This is a genomic window from Sorangiineae bacterium MSr11367 (assembly GCA_037157805.1).
Classification (GTDB): domain Bacteria; phylum Myxococcota_A; class Polyangia; order Polyangiales; family Polyangiaceae; genus Pendulispora; species Pendulispora rubella.
The window spans coordinates 8,584,705-8,609,337 of record CP089983.1 but is presented as its reverse complement, the minus strand read 5'-3'; the positions used below and the strand labels follow the sequence as shown (position 1 = coordinate 8,609,337).

At 62.7% G+C, this 24,633-nt stretch carries 15 protein-coding genes; 8 read left to right on the top strand and 7 right to left on the bottom strand.

Going from position 1 to position 24,633, the window contains the following annotated elements:
- Positions 1-816 precede the first annotated feature (816 nt).
- Complete coding sequence (locus tag LVJ94_33145) at positions 817-1,131, bottom strand: hypothetical protein (GenBank protein WXB01750.1); 315 nt, start codon at positions 1,129-1,131, stop codon at positions 817-819.
- Positions 1,132-1,796: 665 nt separating this feature from the next.
- Between LVJ94_33145 and LVJ94_33140 the strand changes: the two genes are divergently transcribed.
- A complete protein-coding gene (locus LVJ94_33140; protein ID WXB01749.1) occupies positions 1,797-2,246 on the top strand; it encodes a DUF4145 domain-containing protein in 450 nt (149 codons plus the stop codon).
- 1,788 nt (positions 2,247-4,034) lie between these two features.
- Here the strand turns inward: LVJ94_33140 and LVJ94_33135 are convergent.
- Entirely contained in the window at positions 4,035-11,735 is a 7,701-nt protein-coding gene (locus tag LVJ94_33135) for a hypothetical protein (GenBank protein ID WXB01748.1), read from the bottom strand.
- A gap of 1,050 nt (positions 11,736-12,785) precedes the next feature.
- Between LVJ94_33135 and LVJ94_33130 the strand changes: the two genes are divergently transcribed.
- Positions 12,786-13,940, top strand: a complete 1,155-nt coding sequence (locus LVJ94_33130) for a VWA domain-containing protein (protein ID WXB01747.1) — start codon at positions 12,786-12,788, stop codon at positions 13,938-13,940.
- Between the two features lie 36 nt (positions 13,941-13,976).
- On the opposite strand, the gene LVJ94_33125 is transcribed toward LVJ94_33130, so the two are convergent.
- Positions 13,977-14,546 carry a GNAT family N-acetyltransferase gene (locus tag LVJ94_33125; GenBank protein WXB01746.1) on the bottom strand — a complete coding sequence of 190 codons (570 nt, stop codon included), beginning with the start codon at positions 14,544-14,546 and terminating at the stop codon, positions 13,977-13,979.
- A gap of 122 nt (positions 14,547-14,668) precedes the next feature.
- Here LVJ94_33125 and LVJ94_33120 point away from each other — a divergent pair, with 122 nt between their 5' ends.
- Positions 14,669-16,288 carry an inorganic phosphate transporter gene (locus LVJ94_33120; protein WXB01745.1) on the top strand — a complete coding sequence of 540 codons (1,620 nt, stop codon included), beginning with the start codon at positions 14,669-14,671 and terminating at the stop codon, positions 16,286-16,288.
- On the opposite strand, the gene LVJ94_33115 is transcribed toward LVJ94_33120, so the two are convergent.
- Positions 16,263-16,904: a PQQ-binding-like beta-propeller repeat protein gene (locus tag LVJ94_33115; GenBank protein ID WXB01744.1), complete on the bottom strand. Its 642-nt coding sequence runs from the start codon at positions 16,902-16,904 to the stop codon at positions 16,263-16,265. The genes LVJ94_33120 and LVJ94_33115 overlap by 26 nt on opposite strands.
- An 11-nt stretch (positions 16,905-16,915) precedes the next feature.
- A complete protein-coding gene (locus tag LVJ94_33110) occupies positions 16,916-18,148 on the bottom strand; it encodes a helix-turn-helix domain-containing protein (GenBank protein WXB01743.1) in 1,233 nt (410 codons plus the stop codon).
- Between the two features lie 58 nt (positions 18,149-18,206).
- Between LVJ94_33110 and LVJ94_33105 the strand changes: the two genes are divergently transcribed.
- From LVJ94_33105 to LVJ94_33085, 5 genes are all read left to right on the top strand, one after another.
- Positions 18,207-18,923 (top strand): DUF899 domain-containing protein, encoded by a 717-nt coding sequence (locus LVJ94_33105; protein WXB01742.1) that lies wholly within the window; start codon positions 18,207-18,209, stop codon positions 18,921-18,923.
- Positions 18,920-19,162: a hypothetical protein gene (locus LVJ94_33100; GenBank protein ID WXB01741.1), complete on the top strand. Its 243-nt coding sequence runs from the start codon at positions 18,920-18,922 to the stop codon at positions 19,160-19,162. The genes LVJ94_33105 and LVJ94_33100 overlap by 4 nt, the downstream gene beginning before the upstream one ends.
- A gap of 65 nt (positions 19,163-19,227) precedes the next feature.
- On the top strand, positions 19,228-19,539 hold the full coding sequence (locus tag LVJ94_33095) for a hypothetical protein (GenBank protein ID WXB01740.1): 312 nt from the start codon (positions 19,228-19,230) through the stop codon (positions 19,537-19,539).
- Positions 19,540-19,794: 255 nt separating this feature from the next.
- Positions 19,795-22,170, top strand: coding sequence for a heparinase II/III family protein (locus tag LVJ94_33090; GenBank protein ID WXB01739.1), 2,376 nt, complete (start codon positions 19,795-19,797; stop codon positions 22,168-22,170).
- A 33-nt stretch (positions 22,171-22,203) separates the two neighbouring features.
- A complete protein-coding gene (locus tag LVJ94_33085; GenBank protein ID WXB01738.1) occupies positions 22,204-23,358 on the top strand; it encodes a phytanoyl-CoA dioxygenase family protein in 1,155 nt (384 codons plus the stop codon).
- On the opposite strand, the gene LVJ94_33080 is transcribed toward LVJ94_33085, so the two are convergent.
- Positions 23,355-24,125 (bottom strand): enoyl-CoA hydratase, encoded by a 771-nt coding sequence (locus tag LVJ94_33080; protein WXB01737.1) that lies wholly within the window; start codon positions 24,123-24,125, stop codon positions 23,355-23,357. The two genes, LVJ94_33085 and LVJ94_33080, sit on opposite strands and share 4 nt — an antisense overlap.
- A complete protein-coding gene (locus LVJ94_33075) occupies positions 24,122-24,556 on the bottom strand; it encodes a MarR family winged helix-turn-helix transcriptional regulator (protein WXB01736.1) in 435 nt (144 codons plus the stop codon). Before LVJ94_33075 ends, LVJ94_33080 begins: the two co-directional genes overlap by 4 nt.
- Positions 24,557-24,633 lie beyond the last annotated feature (77 nt).

Genomic DNA, 24,633 nt, shown 5'->3' with positions numbered 1-24,633 from the left:
AGCTTCACCAGCTCCCTTTCGACCTGCATAGCCCACGCATGGAACGCTTTGGAATCCGCATCATGGTTTCCTGAGCGCCACATGAAAGAACTATGACTTTCAGGGCACTCGGCTCGTTCGAATTCCATCGCCTTCAATCTCGCGTTAAGCCGATTGAACGCGGTCCTATCGATGGGGGCTCGATACGCGCAAGGCACGAGCGGAGGCCTTCCGTGCCCACACGCCGCAGACAGTATCGAGATCGCGACCCCGGCCAATGCGAATATCACGATATTTCTCGACGTCGCATGAAGGCCGGCGCCACGATTCACCGAGGTCATGTGGGATAGAATGGCAGTTCACCCGTGAGTCGCAATCCTCGATTCGAAGGGTTGGTGGCGCGAGCCGCGAGCGCTTCGCAAACGCGCGCGATGGTGGTGGTGGCTCGTTCCCCTTCAGCCCCCCGCGAGCTAGCGGCGCCGGACAAGGGAGAGGCGGTGCTCGAGGTGACTGCTGAGCCGCCGCACCCGATGTGTCGATTCCAACATATCCAGTCTACGGGTATCGGCACTCGACTACCTCGGCTTGCTCGCACGGTGGTATCCCGCGGCCATCGAACGCGCCAAGCACGGCGATGCGCTCGGCTTGCCTCTCCGGCCGTCGTTCACCGCTCGACGGCCTACGCGTGGTTCGTGTGGTCGGAGGGCGGCGGCGGGCGGTGGGAAATTCTCGATCTCGATGATGGAGAAGCATGTCGCCCCTACGCGAAGGCGTGCAGCCGCCGCGAACCGCGCGAGCCAGAGAGTCCGCGGCTTCGCGTCTCTCCGCTCTAGCGAGTCATAGAAGGCGCGCGTGCGGAAACCGCTCTAGGAGAGCCTGGAAGGCTTCATTCATGCGGTCAATACCTTGCCCACCACCCGTCGCGACATCTGCGATACGTAGTTTGACCTCTGTTGCGGCGGCCTTGTCGTCAGGGTCCCTAGACACAAACTCGACCACCATAGAAGCGACTGCCTTGGCGCGTGCGGCGGACGCGTTGATGGCGGCAGTTCCCTGCTCCTGCGCCGTGCCTTCGCGAAAGTGAGATTGTAAGATCAATAGTTCCTGTTTCAGAGACGTGAGTAGAAACGCATGGCTCGGTAGATCTGACATGTTTTCCTCCCCAAAGTGGACGGCGGTTGGCGACGATGCATCGTATATCTCGGTGGCAGGCAAAGGGAAGCGGGCATACGGCCCAACCGCAGGCGGGCCGTCAGTCCTTGGCTGTCAATCCGTAGCCGGTTCAGCTCGATCTTCATCGAGTGTGGCAGAGTTTAACCATGGCGCGCGATCCATTTACCGAGCTCTCTGAACAATTCCAGCGAGAATACCGTGAAGGACTTCCGATCGGAACGAAACCTTACCACGCTTGCAAGTGCGGCACCGGCTACGCGTTGACGGCGTCCTCTCTAACGATGCGCGACAAAGACGAAATTCGCTGTCACGTATGCCCGGAGATCTTGGTTTCGTGGAACGGGGCCTGTATGTGGAGAGCGACGCGCATCGGGCCGTTCCTGGCTCTTCACGCGAATAGCTGAAAAGCTTCCCCTCCGTTTCCATCCCAGCGCGGCGTGAATGCAACGGACGGGTATGTGCCAGCGGTGTACGATGCTGCAATGCTGACATATATCAACTGTGGTCATTGTGGCGGGAGGACTTCGCCGACACCGGCGCGACACCCTCACAATGGTGGCTCTGAAGCCGTATGGCGCTGGGACGATCGCAACAATAATGAGGAATTTTACAGGATTGCGACTTGCACGAAGTGCATGCGGCCGATGTTGTACCTAGACGGCGATCCGCCGGTCGTCTACCCGCCTGCCATGCCGCGGCAGGTGAGCGAGCACGTGCCCGCGGCGATTCGCGAAGAGGCCCACGACGCGCAAAGGTGTCTCGTAAATGGCATTTGGCGACCGGCCGCACTAATGGCGCGTAGGGCGCTTGAAGCCGCATGCGACGACAAGAGCGGGGGCCAGGCTACGGGGATGCTCGCCGCCAAGCTCAAATGGCTCAAAGAAAATGCCCTCATCACGAACCGCCTGTATGAACAGGCCGAACCCTTGCGGGTCGTCGGCAATTCTGCCGCGCACGGCGGTCCCGAGATCACGGAGGATGATGCCATCACCACCCTTGAGGTGCTGCGCCGCGTGCTAGAAGCGCTCTACGACGACGAGAAGATCGGTGACGATGTAAAGGCGAAACACGCATACGTGAAGAAGAAGCCTTAGAATCCTCTCAATCGAGTACCGAAAAACATGTACGGCCGCCCTACTCAAGGGCCCCGGCGTGTCTATCTATTTTGACTGTTCTTCGCGTATTCGTCGATCTCGCTCTTTCATAACTCCCGACACGACTCCGAACCTCTTTTCATCACCTAGAGGTCGCGACCCTCGATAGGGTGGTGACCGTAGGCGATGACATGTTTTATTAATTATCGCAAGCGCTTAGGCGGCTCTGTCAACGCCATCATCGCCCAAGTGCCCCCTTAACCCTGTATGATGTAATATGCATATAGTATTGACCTGGTTATAGGTAGTGACGGGTGGTGACAGGGAGAGGGGGAGCGACGCCATCGTTCGGCGCTGGCGACTTCTCCGATTCTGGCTGCACGACGCCGCTGGCCGTTCAGTACAAGGCCGCATGCCTTCCCGACGCTCGTTTTCCATATCGCCTGACGAGCCCGACCTCATGCGGGCAGGGCAAGTCGATCTACCGAGTGACCAGCGTGCACGCGGGGCCGGTCTACCTAGGCGACCCGTCATCGTGTCGGCAGGACACAACGTCGAGTCAAACCTACCGCTTCTTCAATGTCGGCGCCGAGTCCGCGCCGGGCACGTTCGTCGCTGGCTCTCGCGAATAGCCGATGACCAGCACGTCGCCGGCGAAGTGCACCGCTCTCTGGTCTCAGTTTGAAGCGCATCACCCCATCCTCGCGCACTCTATCGAGGGTGGAGCTCTTCCTAAGAGGCGAAGGCAGGCATCAGTCACCACGTAGGCCTATCGACCGCCCTACTTTGCAGCTACCATTCATCAATGACGAAAAGGGTTCCAGCTAAGGTCACGCCAAAAAGCCTAAAGAAGATAGCGAAGAAAACTGTGGTAAAAAAACAGACTGCCAAAAAAACAACCGCGAAGCCCGCAAAGGAGAAAGCTGTCAGTCATACAACAAAGAAAGCAGCCGCGAGGCCCGCAAAGAAAGCGGCCGTGAGAAAGGTGGCATTCAAAAAAGCGGCGAAAAAGCCCCTTACGCGCGCCATGGCTAGTAGAGCGTGTCCCGAGATTTGCCAAGAGGACCGCACTACGTGCATTCGCGCGAGCAGCCACGCGCGCCACGAGTGCAAGCACGGACACCGATGGGAGGAATAAACCACGTTGCGATAAACGTCCCCTCGGCGCCGGTTACAGCATGGGGGTAATTGAGGTAACGCATTACTGGCCAAGGAAATAGAGTCGTTCCGTCGTTGCTCGGTCACGTAGAGTGTTTAGTGTCGGGGACCACTGGTCTTTTTGACTAAGGAGATGCTGGAGCTCATTGAGGTCTCGCCGCTGCCGAGCGACTTCGCTAAGGAGGACTTCATGATTGGTGACCTGCTCCGCGTATTTCGGATCATCTGGCTGAATTCCGACGTGTCGGGCAATATAACGATCCAAGGCGTCTGTGACGTGACGCGCGGCGGACACGGGCCCCTCAACGTCACTCGGATTGCTTGGGGCCAGTGAAAGAAGAGCGTAAAGGATCGAGATTGCAGCGTCCTGCGCGTACTCGGTTCCGCGCTGATCTGGTGGTATCAACGATTGCGAGTCGCTCTCGAACATGGCTTGGATTTGGCTGGCGGGCGGAGCGGGTTTCGTGCCCAATACAAAAGACCAAACGAGTTCAAGGCGCTGCTCAAGGAGCCGCGGGAGCTTTAGTCGCGCACAGTACAGATGGTATGCAGGAAGCAGCCTCTCGGCACAGCACGCCGCGAAAGCGGCCCGAAGCCGAACGGGGAATTGTTGAAGTTGGTTCTCTATGCTCATAGGCTGCCCGGGAAGGAGAAGGTCCTATCTCCGGTAACCATACCGCCAATCTGCTCAATATGGGCACTACAACCACTGCAGATGTCCCGGCTGGTGGCACCCCGAAGCGGGGTCAGGCCTCGACGGGCTGCCTCCTGTATAACCGTGATCTCGGCGTCTTCGCCGGGAAGGGCTACCGGAACCCATCCGCGTGCGGTTGCAAATGCGCGCTGAGCAGGCGTTAGGTCGACAGCGCCGCCACCCACGAGTGTAATTCCCTCTCTCGTTTCCAGGATCGCCGCTGTTCTCTGGTCGGCGGCGATTCTGCCGGCGACGGCATTGAGTTCGGTGGCCGCAGCTTCGGTTGCTAAAACGCCTTCGACAGCTAGCTCACATGGGTTGCTGTTGTGCACGAGCACGTGCATCGGGCCGACGAAGTACGAATGATTCGCCTCGACCGCAAAGTTGTAGACGAGGGCGGACGCCGATTTCCTTGGCGCTTCGCGCAGCCCGACCACAGACGCGCCATCGTGTACGCGGATGTGGTCCCCTACGGCAAGGTCGCCCGCAGCGGTCCAGCCCTTCTCCTCCACCCAGAAAGGATGGTCCGCGGTGGCATGAATGACGTCATTGGGCCCGTCCGAATCAGCTACCGCAACGTCGACGAGCGCGTTCGATGCTCGCACCCACGATCGGAGCACGTCGCGGCACTCGGCTTGCCCGGTCGCTTCGTTCCAGGAGAGCACTGAATCCCCGGCACGAATCGTTTCGATGGGTTGCGTACTCCCATCGCAGGTGGCGACGAGCGTTCCCGCAGTAAAGCATCCTCCGTTGAGCAGCGTGCTTGCCGTCGGGTTGCCATTCAAGCCACTTGCGACGGTCGTAGTAGCGGTGGCTGCCGTTGCGGTCCACGGCAATCTCGCTGCGACCCATTGGCCCGCCGATGTCCACGTGCGCCCCGCGGCCGAAAGCGAGGACGTGACGAAGGCTCCTAGTTCTGAAGCCCCCGCAATGACGAGCGTCTGCAGCCCGGCGAGAATGCCGGCTCCTGCGATAACGGTCGAGTGCTTGTCGATGCCGGCCCGAAGGTTGTCGCGGGCCGCTTCGAAGTCTTTGGTCGAGCCTCCGGCCATCGTGAGATCGATATAGCCGCGCGCGCTACCCGGGACGGGTGCCGGGGCGCGCACACCCGGTCGGCTCTTGACTCCGGATCCGCCAATGGGGTTGCCTTCGCCACTGCCGCTCCCACCGCCGCCGCCACCTGTGCCGCCGCCGATGATTGGCAACGGCGGTAGTCTCCAATTGCACCCTAGCTCGTCATTGCAAAGGCCGATGCTGTCGGTGCCCTCCATCGGCGAGCCATTGACGTAGGCGTACGGATTCAGATCGCCCGCAGCTTGATGCACCGTAAGCGGGTCTGCGCTCATCCAGCGCCCGATCCCGGTGTTGTAGTAGCGTGCGCCGAAGTACGTGAGTCCTAGCTCGATATCGGCTTCTTTACCCGTGAATTGGTACAGCTCACGATGGTGCCCCCAGCGTTCCGGCCGGTAGTCGGAGTCGACGGTGCCGTACGGGTGGTACTGGATGCTCTCTGCAAGCTCGCCGGACTCGTGGTCGATGACCACGTTCGTGGAACCAAGCCGGTCGCCCATCGCTAGGAAGACATGGCGTTTGGAGCCTGACATCGAGGGAAGGTCCTCCTCGGTCACCACGACATGAGCCATCCCGCCGAGGTAGGCACTTTCGGTCGCGGCCGTGCGCTCGTAGTCCTTCGCGTGGCTCTCGAAGTCGTACTCCCAGTCGGCGTTGTCGAGCCGGAGCGAGCCGAACACTTCGACGGAGTGTTTCTCGCCCGCGCGTTCTCCTTGGATCGACTTCAAAACGCGCTGCCCCTGGCTGTACGCGTAGCGCACGTCCACATTCAGATTGAAGGACGAGGGAATGGCGGGGTAACGCGGCTCGTTCGCGGGGATCGTTTTGTAGTCCCACCGACGTGCGCGCACCAACTGCCCGACTTCGTCCCAATTGAAGATGAAGTGATGGGAGCACTTCTCGTCGAAGGTCGTGCATTCCCCGGTGCGTGGCACGAGCATCTCGATCACGTTGCCCGCATCGTCGTATTTCACTTCGACGCCGACCGTTGCGCCGGTGAGACGATTAGGGTGACCCTCGCTATCGCCGTTCGTGATGGTTCCGAGGGCCGCCCGGTCGAACACCGTCGCGTCCGAGTCGTTGAGCGAAACGGTGTTTCCGCTGAAGTCGTAGGCGATGTCAAACTTGGTAGAGCGGCTCGTACGCCCAAGCCGCGGCATCACCGGCGAAAACGAATCCTCGTGCTCCGGTGCGAACGGGGACACCTGTTGGTCCTTTTTGCTCGCCGTCGCGTATTCGGATCGTTCCGACGTAAGCCGATACAGTCCATCGTACGTGAGCGTTTGCGTTCGCGGACGAGCGCCATCGGGCCACGCGGCAGGGGCGCGGTTGTCGATGATCTTGGTCGCGTTGCCTACAAGATCGTACTCGAACGACAGATCGGCGAGCACTTCGGTGACGGCGGGAGGTGCGCGCCAGATCTTGTAACTCTTGACGTCGTGCCGATCGTAGGTTGTCTTGACGTGCGTGCTCGACTTATCGCCGTAGATCGCCTCATCGAGTCGTTCATCGGCGTTGTACGTGACGTTCGCGAGGAGCGGCCCGTAGCTGCTCGAAACGCTCTTGAGCATGCCGCGCGTCGCATACGCGTAGCTGACGCGGCTCTGGCCGTTCTGGAGCAACTCGTCGACGTCAGCGCCCGAGTCTTCGCCGATCACCCGGTTGACAAGATCGTACGATGTGGACTTTCGGTACAGGTGCGGGGCGTAACGGTCGCCCGAGACCTGCGGCCCTCCGGCATCGGCTCCCGCATCACCGCCGGAACCACCACCACCAGCGCCGCCGCCGATCACGATGACGATTGGGCCGAGGCCCACCTCGATGTCCAATCCCCCGAAATCGCGCGAGCTTGACGGCCCGCTCGAGGCCGGGCGCGTGATGCGTCGAGCGGTTTCGCTCACACGTCCTCGGCCGTCGTAACTCAGGTACGTCACGGCGCCGCGGTCGGCCACCGTGGTCATGCGGCCGAGGGAATTGGGGGACTGAAGCAACCCCGGCTCATCATACAGATAGACCGCCTCGAACCCCTTTCCGTTCTCGACCTTCGTGTAGAGCTCGTGATGTGCGAGGCAGGGCGAGTAGTCCTCGGCCAGAAGGCGTCCCATGCCATCGTAGAAGCGGTTTTTGCCGCACCCCCTCGGATCCGACGTGCCGACGAGTCGACCCGCATCGTCGTAGGCATAGCGCCAAGCCCGCATCGAGGTGAGGGCCGCACCATCTTGCGGGTTTGGGACGAAATTCTTCGCCGTATTCGGTTCGGCGTTGAGCACCATCCGCCCCATCGAGTCGTATTGCATCCAACGAACAATCTCCTCGGGGCCGAGGCTGTGATGCCGTCGAATGCGCAGGACTTGGCCCGCCGCGTTGTAGTCGTAGCTCGTGAAAATCGCGTCGGTCTTGTCACCGACGGTGTTCACCTCGCGCACTTGCGACACGCGCCCATGGCCGTCGCGGAACACGGTCGTGGGCGTGTTCTTGTTCGGGCCGCTGCCAACGTCCTCGCTGTCGTAGTAATCCGTCGACAGCGCGTGATGCCGAAGGAACGTTGTCCGACCGCGATCCGCGATGTCGAGGACGCGTCCGAGACCGTCCAGAGCGTAGTGCGCATCCGGTTCTGTGGAGGGGTAGTTGAATGCAAGTTGCGCAGGATCGCCCTGGCTCCAGTACGGCTGAAAGCCCGAAACGGGAAGGCCATAGGCGTAGCGGGTCGCCCGGCGGACGACCCACGGCGCGCCATCTCCCTCGGCGGGATCGGCTTGACTGATCGTGGCGAGGGCCTGACCAAAGGCGTCGGTGTACTTCCAGCTCGTGACGCTTCGATCGGCACTCGTCGGGAACGTGGCGGAGACGCCGGTGATGTTGCCTCGAGGAAGAGGATACGCAAAGCTCGCCGAGCGCTGCGACAGCATGCCCATCACGTCGGGATCGGGGGCGGTCGTCGAGGCGACGCGGCCGAACATGTCGTAGTCGATCTGGCTGCGCGTGCCATCGGGGAGCATCATGAGCCGAGGCACATCGAAGCGCGGGTCGTAGACGATCGATTCGGCGAGCGAGGCTCCGCTGCAACCGGAGATGTATTGCGTTGTCGTGTCGAGAAGCTGCGCGTAGTCCTTATCGTATTGGCGCACAAGGCACGACGTCTGCGCGGCGCCGTGTGATTTTACGAGATTTCCCAGCGGATCGTAGTCGAAGTGCGCGATGAAGACCGTGCCCGCGCTCGAGGCGCCCGGGGGAGGTGGCGCGAGCGCCGCGCCGCTCGTCTCGTGCGAGCGAACGAGCGGCAAGGTCCCCTCTAAGTTGGTCCGGATGTCCGTGACATCGCCTTGGTTGTTGTACACGTAAGCCACGGTGCGATCGGGATCGAACGCAAGGCCGGGGCGGTTCCCGAAACCGGTCGTCACCTGCGAGCTCGGACCGAACATGTAGAGATCGGGGTTACCGGCGAAGCCCATGCCAATCGTGTGCATCTCGAGCATGGGGTCGACGGCCGTGCCATCGTTCTTAATGCGCCCATGGTCGCGGCGGGCGATGACGTTGCCGTAGACATCGCGATCTTCTTCGACACGCAGATGTTCTCGGCCCTGAAAGGCGGCCAAGGTGACGCTGACCTTCGAGACGCGCGAATCGTCCACGAGCTCGACGGCATCCGTTTGCGGGGCGGGAATGAACGGGTGCGTGTCGTACAGGTACGAATCCACCCGATCGGCGTAGGCGAAGCTGGCGTCGCGCTCGGAGTTCGGTTCCTTATAGAGACGGACGGTCTTGTAATGGCGGAGGACCGTAGAAACGGTGTACTCCGGGCCCAACGATTTGGTGTCGACTTGATAGGGCAGGCCCGAAAGGGGCTTTTCATAGTCGATATCGCTGGTCCCGTCGCACGCCTGGATGGACTCCTGGCAACGACCAAAGAAGTATTTGCTCACCGTAGCCGCGTAGTCGCTGCGTGCTTCAATCTCGCGGAAGCCCAACAGCCGCTGTTCCCACGCGTCGAACGCGGGATTGCGGTACGTGTAGTGGGTGTTGATCGAGTCGACGGTTCCGTCCGGGCGCGTTTGGGACTGGACGGCATCGGTCACGACATAGTCGACAGCTGCCGAGTGCTGGCTCCACGGCCTGCGTCCCTTGGCGGCCTGCCCATCGAGCGAGTGAACGCTCGAATAGGTGAGCTTCGTGGTGGCTCCCGCTCCAGAGTGAACCTCGGTGAGCAAGCCAGGGAAGATGTGGAAGTGCTCGGAGAAGGACAGGCCCGGAACACGTCCATCGCGTGAGGCAAAGATTAGATCGGGTGTGCCGTTACCATTGATGTCTCCGATGGCCACACGGACGTGATCGCGAAACATCGCAGTATCTTTGCCCGCGTGGTGAAAGCGGTGCCCGTCGTCGTTGACCCAGACGTCTGCCTCAACGTCTGTTCCGCCGTCGTGCGGAGTGAGCTGGATGATATCGGTCAAGCCATCTTGCGTGACGTCCGCGAGGAGGGTGGGGCGATCCGCGGAGCGGTTGAACAAGGGGGCTGACGGAAGCTCGATCCATGGACTCGGACACGTCTCATTTGGCTCGCCAGACGCTCTCCAGCAAGGAGGATTTGGCGTCGTGCAGGTGTCGGAGCCCTTGTCGCATGCGAAGAATCCGGTGTTGTTTCCGGGCACGTAGATCAGCGTGTCCGGCGACGGCGCGTTAGGATCGACGCCCGGCATCCACGAGATCTGCTGGCGCACCGTGACGAAATCCTCGGTGCCGTCGCCGTTCATGTCTGCGAAGGCATAGAACGGCACGTCCTTGCGGAAGGTGGTCGTGTACGTTCTCTTTGTCGGATCAAACGGCTCTTTGATGACGTTCTGGGCCGGAAACGCGTTTGGATCTTGGGGCGACGTGAAACGGTTGAAGAGCCGAAATTGGCCGTTGTAGACGACGACCTGCTGTCCAGTTTGGGGATCGATGGCGATTTGTTGCGTAAACTCGAACAAATCCACGGCGCCATTGGAATCGAAGTCTCCCGCCGCGACGATGGCGTCGGGCAGCTGCCCCACCTCGGCGGAGGTCTCCATCGTCCAGCGTGGGGGCCGGATGGGGCCTTGCGTATCCCGCACGCGGGCCTGCGAGACGCGGAAGCGCTTGGTCGCGTCGTCCCACCGCGACCAGTACGCCGAAACCACCCCCGTGGTGTCGAGGGGCTTGAGGAGGGTCAGATCACCCGACGTCCGGAAGATGTTCGAATTGGGCGAATAGAGATTGGCGACATCGATGAAGACGTTTCCTCCTAGGGGGAGGTTGGATGTAAAATAGACGCGCCCCTCGCCGCCTTCGCCGGGTGGGGGCTGCGAGATGACGTCGATCGAGCCGTCGTGGTCCACGTCGGCGAAGGAGACGGTACCCAAGTCCCCGAAGAGCGATCCCGGTGGAGGCGGCGAAGTTTCGCCGTCATACACCCCCAACGAAGGTCCGAAGAAGGGCTGCGGGCGGGTGTACTCGAAGGTCGTGGCCGGAAGCCGCGGGCAGTTGGTTTCGGGGGCCTCGTTGGGGGGCGATGGGTTCTCCTCGGTCACCGCGCACGCGCCTTCCTCGGCGATCGATGTCAGTAAAGATCGATGAAGGTAGGACTCGTACGTCAAGTGATAGCGGCGCACGACCGCGCGATTCTTGGAGGCATTGTGGCCATTGGCGGTGATGTCGATGCGCTTGACCCGCGCATTCGGTTTGCGCTGCCACGGTTGGGCGTAGCGGCTGCCCCAGTTGATCGCCTTGTCGTCGTGCGCCTCGTAGACGATGTGCGTGCGATGGGCGGCTTTCGACAAATCTTTGGACAGAGGTACCGTGTCGTAGATGTCGGTCAAGACTTCGCGACCGCCGCTGGAAAGCGACCACTGGTAGATCACGGCGTTGCACACGCCGCCGTCCGGTTGGCAATGGCCATCGTTTTGCTGCGTGAGCCGCCATGCAGACCCCAGCCAGGTAAAGGTGAGGTCGATCCCATCACCGTTCTGAACGATCCAGGTGCCTTGGTCGGCGCTGCGGAAAAAGCGCATGCGCCCACCGCCCGCTTGCAGTCGGTAATAGCGAAACCCCGTGGCCCACGAGGGCATCGGTTCGACCGTGCCGTCGAGCATCGCCATAGAGGGCGAATTCACCTCGCCGATGAAGACAAGCGGCTCGCCGTTGTACACGACGCGTTCGTCCTGATCGCCTGTCGGATTGCCGCCCTGGATGGGTTTACGCTCGATGGCCGGCAGATCGAAGCCCCAATTGGCCCCCGCTTCGCGCACCTCGTTCGAGATCGACGAGGTGTATGAAAGGCTCAATCCGGGTTGGACGCGCCCCCGAGCCGCCGGAAGCTGGAAGGTGTACGATGCCGAGCCCCGACCGGCCGCCCCCACCCCGGCGGTGACGGAGCCGCCGAAGGTGCCCGTGCCTGCGAAGTTCGAGAGAATGATTGCTTGGTCGGCCCCGGCGAGCAGAGGGGTGAGCAGGAGAAACAACGTGGCCACGAGCCATGCGGGCATGCGCACACGTCGCGATTCGGGAGGCACGCTCCGTGGGTTCTGGCCGAAGATGTTGCCTACTGACATGACCGCTCCATTTGCTCCGTTGCATGAACGCACTTGGTCCTTAGTTCCGCGAGCTCGCCCTCTCCGCCGCCGGCCTTGTGAGCCATCGAGGTGCGCGCCGCTGCGAGTCGTGTTGCGATTTGGTCTGGGCTCATTTGCGTTTTGGAAAGGCACCTTCGATAGGCCTCGACGTAGGAATCGCACGACGCAATTCCGGTGGTCTCTTCCGACCGAGAGGAACATCCGAGCGCCAGAAGGAGCGCGGCGCAAACGGGGCCAATCATCCGCCGTTTCCCAGGCGCAAGTCTGGCGCGACAACGCAGACCAAGCACTTCTCCCACACGGGTTGAAGCTACATGCTGTTGCATCGACTAACCCTCAAAACGATGTTTCAGTGCGCCCTTCTCGGGTAGGGACCGGGCGCACGGGTTTCTCAAGCGACGCGGGCAAGGTAAGCGCGTGCGTAATGCGACTCTAGCCGGTCCATCGCACGCGGGCTCGGCGCAGTCAATCGCGAATTATTCCCGCAACACTTCATCCTTCCCGGCCGAAATGGAACGAATGCGGTTTGCCGCCGCTTACTCGCGGATACTGTCGGGGACCGTGTGCCTCGAGCGCCAGGTTGCTGCGTGTGCCTATCGCGTTCCCACCACGTCACGTGCTCGTGGCGCTCGCGTTCAGCATGGCATTGTGCGAAACGCGGTCCTTTTCAATCAAAGCCTGATGCTCAATCCAGTTTACTATTCGCTTTTCCGACTGTCGGCGGCCGGTTTCCTTGCCGACCGGAAGTCCAGAATGACGGCGTAGAAGTAGTCGGCGTCTCCCATACAGCGGTCAAATCCGACGGTACCGCGCCGACTACGGATATGCGGCGTGCGGCATATCGCTCATGCCGAACTTTCAGGCTGCGCATGTTCTCTTTGGACTATCGCCGCCACTGCGCCATTCATCGGAGCTGACCGGCAAATCGCGTCATAATTGTCGTGCCTGGATTCTTCATGATGGACCAGTCGTGCGCTCGAATTGACTAGATTCTCGTCGACCCCGTCTATCGCGAAGAGGAACCACTCCATGAGCAAACGCATGGCCGCAGCCGCTGGCGTATTCTTGGCATCTACATGCATCCTCGTCGCCGCGTGCGCGGAGGACGCACCGTCACCGAACGGAGAGCCACCTGGACCGGATAGGGAAGATTCAGGCAGCGGGCCGACGCCGGACGGCGGTGCCGGGGTCGGTGATGTCGATGGAGGTGGTCCGGGAGGAAGCGACATCTGCGCACACTCCGAAGCAGGGGGCCCATCGGCTTCCGTGAGTGCCGTCTTCATGCTGGATCGCTCTGGAAGCATGGGCGATACGTCGGGCGGCGAGCAAAACATGCAGACGCGCTGGATACCGGCCACGCGTGCGTTGAATTCGTTCTTCGCCGATGCGCGCACGGTCGGTTTGAAGGGGACCCTTCGCGATTTTCCGCAAATGGATGCGACGTATCCCCGTGAGCCTGTGTGCGAGCCCGACGTCTACAAGATGCCCAAGGTGGGGCTCACGGCTTTGCCAAACAAGTCCTCATTCAAGGCGGCCATCGAGCAGATGGGAAAGCCCGCGGGCTCCAGCACGGTCCATTCCGCACTACAAGGCGCGATTCTTCAGGCGAAAGAGATCGCACGGGCACGTCCGAGCGAACGGGTCGCCGTCGTCTTCGTCACCGACGGCCTACCGGAGGATACGAACCCTCCGCGCGATCCCTGTCAGAACGCCACGTACGACCAAATCCAGGCGGCAGCCAAAGCCGCCCACGACCAGAGGCCGTCGATTTCGACGTACGTCGTCGGTGTGGGCACGACCCGCTACCGCGACCAAATCGAGGGCATCGCCGTCGCCGGAGGAACGGGGCGGGCGTTCTGGGTCGACGTCCGTGACCCCACCAAGCTCACGGGCGAGCTTTTGAGCGCGATGAATCAGGGCCGACAAACACTCCCCTGCGATTTCGGCCTTCCCGTACCACCCGCCGGAAAAAAACTCGACATCGATGCGGTCCAAGTAACGTACACCAACGGAAATGGCGCGGCGAGTGCGCTCGCCCGCAACGATGCGTGCACCGGAAACCAAGGTTGGCATTACGACAATGCCCAAAAACCGACCCGCGTCGTGCTGTGCGCCGGCTCCTGCACGACCGCTCAGAAAGACAATGGCGCCAAGATCGCGATCGACGCGAAGTGCACGCCCTAAGCGCCGCGCGGTCGAACCTTGCAACGGGTTCGTCGCTCACGTTCGACCGCCTGCGGAAGCGAAGTCGTAACGCATGACCGGCCGCGCGGGTCTGCGCCGCGCGATCTCGCGAAAGCCGAGTCGCTCGAAGGTCGATAGGAAGCCGGTGAACGGATCGGACTGCACCGACTTCGAGGCATCCCACGGATAGGCCTCGACGGCGGGCGCGCCCGCGGTTTTGGCGGCCTTCAAGGCTGCCTCGATGAGCGCGCCCGTGACGCCGCGCTTGCGGTGGCCGCGGCGAATGTAAAAGCAGGAGATGGCCCACACGGGCATGTCGTCCACCCGTGCGAACTGGCCACGATCGAGCCATGGCAGATCGTCCCTCGAGGTGAGTTGGCACCAGCCCACGGCCGTATCTCCGTCGAACGCGAGAAGCCCTGGGGGCGGTCCGCGTTTCACGAGCTGCCGCAGCGCCTTCTTGTTCTCCTCGCGCGGCCTTTGCCGATAGAGGCTGCCGATCCGCCAGTACATGCACCAGCAACCGTTCGAGGCGCCGCTCTTTCCGAAAAGATCTTCCAGGACAGGCCATAAATCCGGCGTCACGGGACGGATTGCGAGATCCATGTCCCATTCTTACGCCCAACCGACCTCGAGGTGGGGAAGAGTTCACAGACTTGCCACCGTGCGCCACGCTCAATGCGCGCGATGCTCCGCCCTTCGCGATTGGCGCGATTGGGAGGCATGTCATGGCCGTTTCGGCACCCGAAGAATTCGTCGACTCGACGCTCGAATCGAAATTGAAGGTCTCGAAAGGGCCCGGTAGGGCAGGGGCCATCGGTTTTGCCGTTGCGCTCGTGGGTGGGGCGACCTACGTGCTCGCGCAGCTCGTGGGCGATCTGGCCGGCGATAGGACGTCGTCCATGGTGTCCTACGTATTTCTGGGCATCGCGCTGTTGATTGCGCTCGGCTTCGAGTTCGTCAATGGCTTTCACGACACCGCCAATGCCGTCGCGACGGTCATCTACACGCACACCTTGCCGCCGCATGCTGCGGTGATTTGGTCGGGCATTTGGAACTTCATCGGCGTGCTCGTTTCCAGTGGCGTGGTGGCCTTCGGCATCATCTCGCTCCTGCCCGTCGAGCTCATTCTCCAGGTGGGCAGCGGTGCGGGTTTCGCCATGGTGTTTGCGCTCCTCACGGCCGCCATCCTTTGGAATCTCGGGACATGGTATTTCGGCCTGCCATCGTCGAGCTCGCACACGCTGATTGGATCGATCATCGGCCTGGGCATCGCCAATCAGCTCATGGGCAACCGGAGCGGCACCAGCGGCGTCGATTGGGGGCAGGCCAAACACATCGGTGAATCGCTGCTCATCTCGCCCCTCGTCGGGTTTGCATGTGCCGCCGGGCTGCTCGTTCTCATGAAGGTGCTCGTGAAAAACAGGCGCCTTTACGAGGCCCCCGAAGGCACCAAGCCTCCGCCGTTTTGGATCCGCGCGCTGCTGCTCTTCACCTGCACCGGCGTGAGTTTCGCCCACGGCTCCAACGATGGGCAAAAGGGCATGGGGCTCATCATGCTGATCCTCATCGGCACCGTCCCCACGGCCTATGCGTTGAACCATGCCATTCCCGCGAGCCACACGCAGGATTTCATCGCGGTTTCGCACCAGGCCGTCGAATCCCTAGAACATTACGCGCCGGTCGACACAGTCGTCGAAGATGCCCGCGGCGAGGTGGCCAGTTACATTCGCACGCGCAAGGTGACGCCCACCACCGTCTTGGCGACGCAAAAGATGGTGGGCGACATTTCGGCGGACATGGGCCTCTTTCAAGAATTGGCCAAGGTGCCCGCCGACAAGACGCGCAATTTCCGCAACGACATGTACCTCGTCAGCGAGGCGTTGCGTCTCTTCGAAAAGACGGGGCAGCCCGCCATCAACGCGCGCGACAAGGCCGTTTTGAAGAATTACAAAAAGCATATCGACGATGCGACCAAGTTCATTCCCACGTGGGTCAAGGTCGCGGTGGCCATCGCCCTCGGCCTCGGGACCATGGTCGGATGGAAACGCATCGTCGTGACGGTGGGCGAGAAGATCGGCAAAGACCACCTCACCTATGCCCAGGGCGCCTCCGCAGAATTGGTGGCCATGGCCACCATCGGTGCGGCCGACGCATTCGGGCTTCCCGTCAGCACCACCCACGTTTTGTCCTCCGGCGTGGCGGGCACGATGACGGCGAACAAATCCGGTTTGCAGGTTTCCACGGTTCGCAATCTTCTCATGGCCTGGGTGCTCACCCTGCCCATTTCGATTGTGCTCTCGGGCACGCTCTTTTGGCTCTTCACCCGTCTTGGCGGTGGCGTTTGACCGCGCGTATTTTGCCAGTGGGGCCGCCGCCGCAATAAAAGAGATCGGCCCCGTTCGACTCCAGGCCCGATACCGCGGTTCCCTTCGGCATGTCGAGGCGTTCGAGCACCTCGCCGGTCGTCGGGTCGATGCGTCGAATGTCGCTGTCGTCACCTTCCCAGGTGCCGTGCCACAAGTCGTGGTCGACCCAGGTGACGCCGGTGACGAAGCGATCGGACTCGATGGTGCGGAGGATTTTTCCGGTCTCGGGGTCGATGCGGTGGATCTTTTTTCCGCGGTACTGACCCACCCAGAGCGTGCCCTCGGCCCAGGCGAGGCCCGAGTCGGCGCCGCCGCCGGGGGCGGGGATGCTCGCGAGCACGTTCCCCGTTTTGGGATCGATCTTGTGAATGCGATCTTCGGAGATTTGATAGAGATGCTGCCCATCGAAGGCGGTGCCCGCATTGGCGGGGACGTCGAGGGTGCGCTCTTCGTGCCCCGTTTTCGGGTCGAACGCGATCAGTTTTTCGCCGGTCGCGAACCAGACGCGCTCTCCGTCGAAGGTGACGCCGTGCACCTGGGGGGAACCTTCGAACGGGCCATATTCTCGGACGATGTCTGCGGTTTGTCGTTTCATGGGAAATAGTCTTAATCGATGGGCAATCGAACGGGGAGTAACAAGGGCGGCGTGAATCCCGCCATGCCTGCCAGGGGCGAGGCCATCCAGCGACGCGCCCGCGCGCTGCCCACCGATTGCACCTTTCCGGCGGCGGCCAAGGTGCCCAGCGTGCGCTGCAAGGTGCGTTGACTCCTTCCCAGCGCGAGCGCGAGCGACGAGGTCGACCACGATTCGCCGTCGGAAAGCAAGGCCAGCACGACGGTGTCCTCGGCGTCGGTGGCGCGCGCCAAGACGACGACTTCGCGCGCGGCCAGCTGCGGCGAGAGCGCGAACCCACGCGCTGTCGCGCGAATGTCGGCGAGCTCCTCGAGCACGCGGCGCAACCGGCCCATTTCGACCCGCAGGCGCACCCGATGCGACTCGTTGATTCGCTTCGCGCCGAACACGCGCGCCAGCAGATCCTCACGGGGCACGTCGTCGGGCCATGCTTCGGCCAGCGTGCGCGCAATGCCGAACAGCACCGGGCGCCGTGCGAGCTCCACCCGCGTGCGGCCCTGCCGAACCTCGTGGCGCCATGCATCGATCACCAGATCGTTCGAGGAGAGGACGGCCTCCACCTCGGCGAACGAGAGCGCCCGTTCCCCGGCTCGTGCGATGAGCCGCCCCACCGGCTGCTCGAGGATGCGAAAGGCCTTTTCGGCTTCCGCGAGGAGCGCAGGAATGCGTGCGCGCATGGCCGCGGTTCGTGCGCGCTCGAGCGCGGCGCGAAGCTCGTTGGCCCGAAGGCGGCGCATGGCGATGTCGGCCGTCAGCAGCTCGTGCACGGCACCCATCGCCGGGGGCAAGCCCGACGGGTCGATGGCGTCGAGCGCGCGTGCGGCCTCGTGCACGTGGCCGGTGAGCAGGAGCCAGCGCACCTCCAGTTGCTGCGCGTGCGCGGCATTGATGCGGTCTCCGTGCGCCTCCAAGGTGGCGCGGGCCGCGCGCAAGGCGGCCGGCGAGCGCACGAGATCGCGCGAGGCCAGCGCAATTTCGGCCTCGGCGGCGACGCAGCGCGCCCGGGCCACGGCCTCACGCGGGCCAAAGGCACGGGCCGCCTTGCGCAAGAGCTCCTTGGCGCGTGCGAACTCGCCGAGCTGCGCCATCGCGATGCCCCGCAGGGCCAGGGCCGGTGGATCGTCTCGCAGAGCCACGCGCTGCAGCGCGCCGAGGACATCGCCCGCCGCCAGTGCCAGCGCTGCCGCCGTGATCAACGAGTCCATCGGAATCCCGCCACCCTTGTAACTCTCTCCTTCGAACGCACGGCGCTAAGCCTTGGACATGAACCTCGAGCAACACGAAATCGTATCGCGAGACGAATGGCAGAAGGCACGCAAAGAGCTCCTGGCGAAGGAAAAGGAGTTCACGCGCCTTCGCGACGAGCTGAGTGCCGAGCGGCGGCAGCTGCCCTGGGAGCGGGTGGAGACCCCCTACCTCTTCGAGGGGGCCGACGGTCCGGAGACGCTGGTCGATCTCTTCGGGGGAAAGAGCCAGCTGGTGGTCTACCACTTCATGTTCCGACCGGAGGCCGACCAAGGGTGCAAGAACTGCTCGTTCTGGGCGGACAACTTCAACGGCATCGTCACCCACCTGGAGCATCGCGACATCCGCTTCGTGGCCATCTCCCGCGCGCCGGTGGCCAAGCTGCTCTCCTTTCGAAACCGCCTCGGGTGGAGCTTCAAGTGGGTTTCCTCCGGCGGTACCACGTTCAATCAGGATTATGCCGTTTCGTTCTCCGAGGAGGCCGTCGCCAAAGGCCATTATCGGTACAATTACGACGACGCGCACCGCGCCTACCATGTCGACATGCCGGGGATCAGCGTCTTTTACAAGGACGCCAACGGCACGGTCTTTCATACGTATTCCACGTATTCGCGCGGTATCGATATGATGAATACGGCCTACCACTATTTGGATCTCGTCCCCAAGGGCCGGGACGAGGAAACGGGCGGCGGCATGTCCTGGCTGCGCTATCGCGATCGGTACGGCCGGCCATGAATGCGAAATGTGCATGCCGGACCGGCTCGCGGGCCGCGTTCGTCACCGGTGTTCTCGCCATGATCGCGCCGAAATGCCCGCTGTGTCTCGCGGGTTATCTGGCCTTTCTGGGCCTCGGCGGCGCTGCGGCACGATCGATCGCGCCATTCCTTTTGCCGATGGCCATCGTATTTCTCGTAGCCAGCGTGGCCATGTTCGGTATTTATCGTGCCAAATCCGATCGTGTGCGCCAAAGTTGAATAAAAATAGAGGTGCGACGCAACATCGAATACCGACCCGCGTCCTAAAGGGCATGGAGGTATTCATGAAGAAATCGGTATGGGCCCTTGCTTTCGTCTTCGCCGCTCCTCTCTTCGCGTGTGCTGCACAATCCGACGACGAATCGCGTGATGATTCGGCCAAGGTGAATCAATCGGTCGATGTGGAGTCCGCGGCGGCGTCGTGCGGTCAGGTCACCCTCGACTTTTGTCGGGATCCGAGTTTCCCCTCGCAGATCACGGCAACCTGCCATCCGCAGCAGCGATGCAGCTGCGCAGAGGAGAGGTCCATCTGTGAGAGCCTCGTTCGCGAGAACTGCGGGCCAGTCGAGAACATCGTCGTTTCGAACTGCAATTGATCTGATCGCGAGAAAGGTCGACGGAATTGGTGCGCGTGCGCAATGAACAAATGCGCACGACACCTCCTCTGATCCGGCAAAACGCGTCAACGTGCCGCAAAAGGCGACATTTCATGGGGGCGCCTTTCTTTATCCTGGGCGGATGTCATTCACGGTAAAGGTCTACAAGCGCGCTACGCGTGGAGGAACTTCTGCATGACATCGTCGAGCCGTCGACACCGTCTTTTCTCTTTCCTGTCTCTTATTCCATTGTCCGTGTTGGGCGCCGCCCATTGCTCGAGTGAGCCGCAAACTCGAGACGAGGCGCCCGCACCGCGGACTCGCATCTCGCAGAGCGATGCGACGCTGCGGGAGGTCGACATTCCGAAAGGGCCCGTCGACCCGATGTTCCTGGCGGCGCTCGATGCGACGCCGCCGCCGCACGCAGGCGGCCCTCACCCGCGGCTCCTTTTCTCGGAGGCCGATCTGCCGGCGCTCCGAGCCAGGGTGAACGAAGCCGGCTCGATGCGCAAACAGGCGCTCGAGCGGTCCAAACAAGGGATGGACGAGTACGTCGTTCCGGTGGTGAACAATGCCATCGAAGGGCAGGGGAAATTCGGGCGCGAAAACATGGCCGGCGCCGCACTTCTCTGGCTTTTGACCGAGGATTCGCGATACCTCGACAAGGCAAAGGCCATTTTGGCCCAGCAGATGAAGGCCGCACCCGCGTACGGCGCGACGGTCCTGTTCGATGCGCAAGAGTATTACACCGAGCGCTCGTTCATCGTGAGCGGACTCTCGCTGGCGTACGACTGGCTGTACTCTGCACTTGGTGCGGACGAACGGAAGCAGCTGCACGATGCCATCGTTGGCTTGGGTTCCGAGCTTTACCTGCATGCCAACACGGCCTGGTGGGCAATCGTCACGACGGCGTCGAACTTCACGGGAAACAACGGGACCGGGTTCGGGACCGCAGGTCTCGCGCTTTGGGGCGAGGAGAACGCGGCACCGCAATGGGTGGCGCGCGCGACCCAGCTTTTGCGTAGCTATGGGCAGAGCGGCTTCGATGCGGCGGGCGCGTCGAACGAAGGCGCCCTTTATGGCAATTATGGCCTGCACAACCCTGCCATTTTCTCGCAGGCGCTCGAACGCGCCGGCGGACCCAATCCGTTGCGGGAGGGCCATCTGGCGCACCACGACGAGTGGTTCGCGTACGAGGTTCTTCCCGGCGGCGGCGCGCTGAATCCCATGAACGATGCCCGTTACGAGGAATTGGACGAGACGTACGTCGCCTGGGCATCTTCCCATGGCGCCAATCCTCCTCTCGCGCAGTGGATCCAGAAACAATGGCGCAAGCCCGACGTCGGGCCGCCGAACGTGGACGATCTTTCGTCGCTCAGCGAACTGTTGTTCTACGAGGAGCCGTCCGCATCGTTTTCGCCGGAGCAGCAGCTGCCGCTCGCGAAGTTCTTCCCCGGACGCGGCTTGGTGCACGTTCGCAGCGGCTTTTCCGACAAGAATGACTTCATGGCCGCGTTCGAGGCGCGCCAGACCAACGTCGGCCAAGGGGTGCATCAGCAGGCCGACATTGGCAACTTCGTTCTTTATGCGCAGGGCGCGCGCTTCGCCATCGACAGCGGGTATTGCAACTATGTCGATGCCATTCTCGCGGGCAATGCCAACGCCGTGCGTTCGTGCGAAACCAAAGGGCACAACGCCGTGGAGGCCGACGGGCGCAGCCAGGACTACCTTGGCCGCGGTACCGTCCGCACCTACGCGAGCACCGCCGCCGTGGGCGAGCCCGGTGCACTCGACGTGGCGGTGAGCGATGCTCGAACGGCGTATTTGCTCCTTGGCCCGGCCCGCGCGGATCGCTTCTTCCTGCACGTGCGTGCGGAGGGGGCATATCCCGAGTACCTCGTGGTATCCGATGCCTTTCGGCAAGATGGTCTCTTGCAACACGATTACGCGTCGTACCTCCACACCGACAAAGCCAACCAGGTCACCACGTCGGGCGGCGGCGCCGCGGTGTCGGCGCGCATCCTCGCGCCGGGTGGTGCGGCGCTGAGCGGCACCTGGGTTGGTGCCGGGCTCGGCATCGGCGTGGACCAATTCGTGGCGGACTACGAGGGGGCGGGTACGCATCCGCGGGTCATCGTGTCGTCGAAATCGGTGGAGTACGACGCGATTGGCGTGCTGATTCCGGCGCCCGCAGGCCAGAACGCACCGCCGGTGGGATCCGTCGCGGCGACCGGTGGCGTCGGCGCGAAGGTCGCACTGGATGCATCGACGGGCGACGTCGTGTTGGAGCGCACCAGCGGCGAAGCTGTGACCGCTCAGGGCGTCAAGGCCGTTGGCGCATTCGCATGGCTGCGTCTCCCTTCCTCGGGATTGCCGCGGCGCTATGCGCTCGTCGAAGGCACCCGCCTGGAGGTCAATGGGCAGGTGGTCGCCAGCACCAATGGCAAATTGGGAACGGTGCTCGTCGGCGCCGGTGCCGTCGCGGTCAGTGGGAAAGACGTCGACGCGTTTCGCGTTCAGGTCGGCTCGGTGCCGTCGCGCGTGACCCTCAATGGAAGCGTGGTGAGCGTTCGCGATTGTGGCCAAGGCGTGGTGGTCTATCCCGCGAGCGCCAGCTGCACCTCCCCGTAGACGCTCCCGGCGTGGGCTGCAAGAATGGCGGATATGTCCGACATTCGCTGGTTCACGGACGACGCCTGCAAGTTGGACGAGTTTCGCGCGCTCGTCGAGCAAACGCCCGATCCGCGCGATTACCCGTATGCGGAGGCCTTCGCCCAGAAGGCCATCGTGTACGACTGCGCGCACGTGCGCGGCGTTCTGGAGACGGCGTCGGGGCGCGAGGGGGTGGCGCGCGAATGGGTTTCCGCGCTGAGCGATGGGCCGGGACTCATCCTGCTGCACGGCGCATTCTCCGCGGAGGTCATCGATCGGGCCACGGAATCGTTCTTCGCGATGATTGCCGATCAGCGTGCGCGCGGCGTGGCCGCGGGCGATCACTTCGGCAAGCCAGGGGACAACGATCGCGTCTGGAATGCGCTGGAGAAGCTGGCGGTATCGTCGCCCGAGGTCTTCGCGGACTACTACGCGAACGACATGCTGGCACTCGTGTCCCTGGCGTGGCTCGGGCCGAACTACCAGGTGACGTCGCAGATCAACGTGGTGAATCCCGGCGGGCAGGCCCAGCTTCCCCATCGGGATTACCATCTAGGTTTCCAATCGGACGATTTTACGGCCCGATGCCCGCCGCACGTGCACCGTCTCTCCCCGGTGCTGACGTTGCAGGGGGCGGTGGCCCATGGACCTATGCCGTTGAAGAGCGGGCCTACGCTGTATTTGCCCTATTCGCAGAAATACGAATTGGGGTATCTCGCCTGGCGCCGGCCAGAGTTTCGCGCGTATTTCGACGAGCACCGTGCCCAGTGGCCGCTGGAAAAGGGGGATGCGGTGTTCTTCAATCCGGCCTTGTTCCACGCGGCGGGGCACAATCGCTCGGCGGACATCCGCCGCATGGCGAACCTGCTGCAGGTGTCGTCCGCGTTCGGGCGCGCCATGGAGAGCGTGAACCGCGAGCGCATGGTGAATGCGCTCTACCCGGTGCTTTTGCAGCGCAAGGCGGCGGGCGCAGGCGCGCTGCACAACGTCATCGCGGCCTCCGCGGAGGGGTATCCCTTTCCCACGAACCTGGATCGCGATCCGCCGATCGGCGGTCTCGCGCCTGCATCGCAAGCCGAGTTGGTCTCACGGGCCCTCGACGAGGGGTGGGAGCCTGCACGATTGCGCAGCGAGCTCGCGTCGGCCCGAGAGCGCACGGATCCTTAGGAGAAATTCGCGAAGTTGGCCGGGCGTCGTTCGATGAAGGCGGTGAAGGCTTCGCGCGCTTCGTCCGAGGTGAGGCGGTCGGCGAAGTGTTTCGCTTCTTCGTGAACGCGGGCGAGGACCTCGGCTTGCGGGCTGCGCGTGAGGGCCTTGGTGAGGCGGACGGCGCGCGGTGGTTTGGCTGCGACGTCGTTGGCGCGTTCGCGTGCGACGGCGAGAAGGTCCGCGGGGGCGCGCACCACTTCGTTCACCAGGCCGATCGCGGCGGCGCGCACGGCATCGATGACGGTGCCGCGCAGCAGCAGGTCGCTCGCCGCGGCCGGGCCAACGCGCCGGGGCAAGAGGAGGCTCGATGCGGCCTCGGGGACGAGGCCCAGGCCGACGAACGGCACGGAGAAACGGGCGCTTTCGTGGGCGTACACGAGATCGGCATGCAGGAGCATGGTCGTGCCGATGCCCACGGCCGCCCCTTGCACTGCGGCGACCAGCGGCTTGTCGAGGGCCACCAGGGCCTCGATGAAGCGAATCGTCGGCGCGGTCGTTGGGTCGAGGTTCGTGCCGGAGAGAAAGTCGTTGATGTCGTTGCCGGAGCAAAACGAATCGCCCGTAGCGTGCAATAGGACGACGCGCACGGCGGGGTTCTTTTGCGCGGATTGCAGCGCCTCGGCCAGCGCTTCGTACATGGCAAAGCTCAGTGCATTCTTCTTCTTTGGACGATCGAGCGTCAGCTCGAGAACATGGTCATTCTGCGTGACGATGATATCGCTCATGGTTCTTCCTCCGCATCCGCGCACTTGTCGATGATGGCATTCAAGAATCGGTAAATGACGTCCACTTCTTCCGGGGTGAAGCCTTCGGTCATCTCCGCCGTGGCGCGCCGCACGAGTGGCATCGACTCCGCCCGCACCGACTCCCCCTTCGGCGTCAGCCACAAGAGGGTGGCCCGCCCATCCCGCGGACTAGGTTCCCGCTTCACGAGCCCCGCCCGCTCGAGCCGCGCCACCATGCCACTGACCCCCGACTTGTTCAAATCGAACAAGTTGGCCACATCCGTCATCGTCGACCCCGGCTTCTTGGCCAAATACGCCAACGTCGCCAACTGGGCCGACGACACCCCGAGCACCCGAATCGTCGCGTCGTTGGCCCGCGCCATCACCATGCGGGCCGCCCGCGGCAGAAGAAAAAAGAGCCTCCGATCCATCGCCACACGAACAGCGTGACAGAAATGGTTCGCATGCGCAATAAATAGTGCGCATGCGTACTAAATTTCCTTAGCAA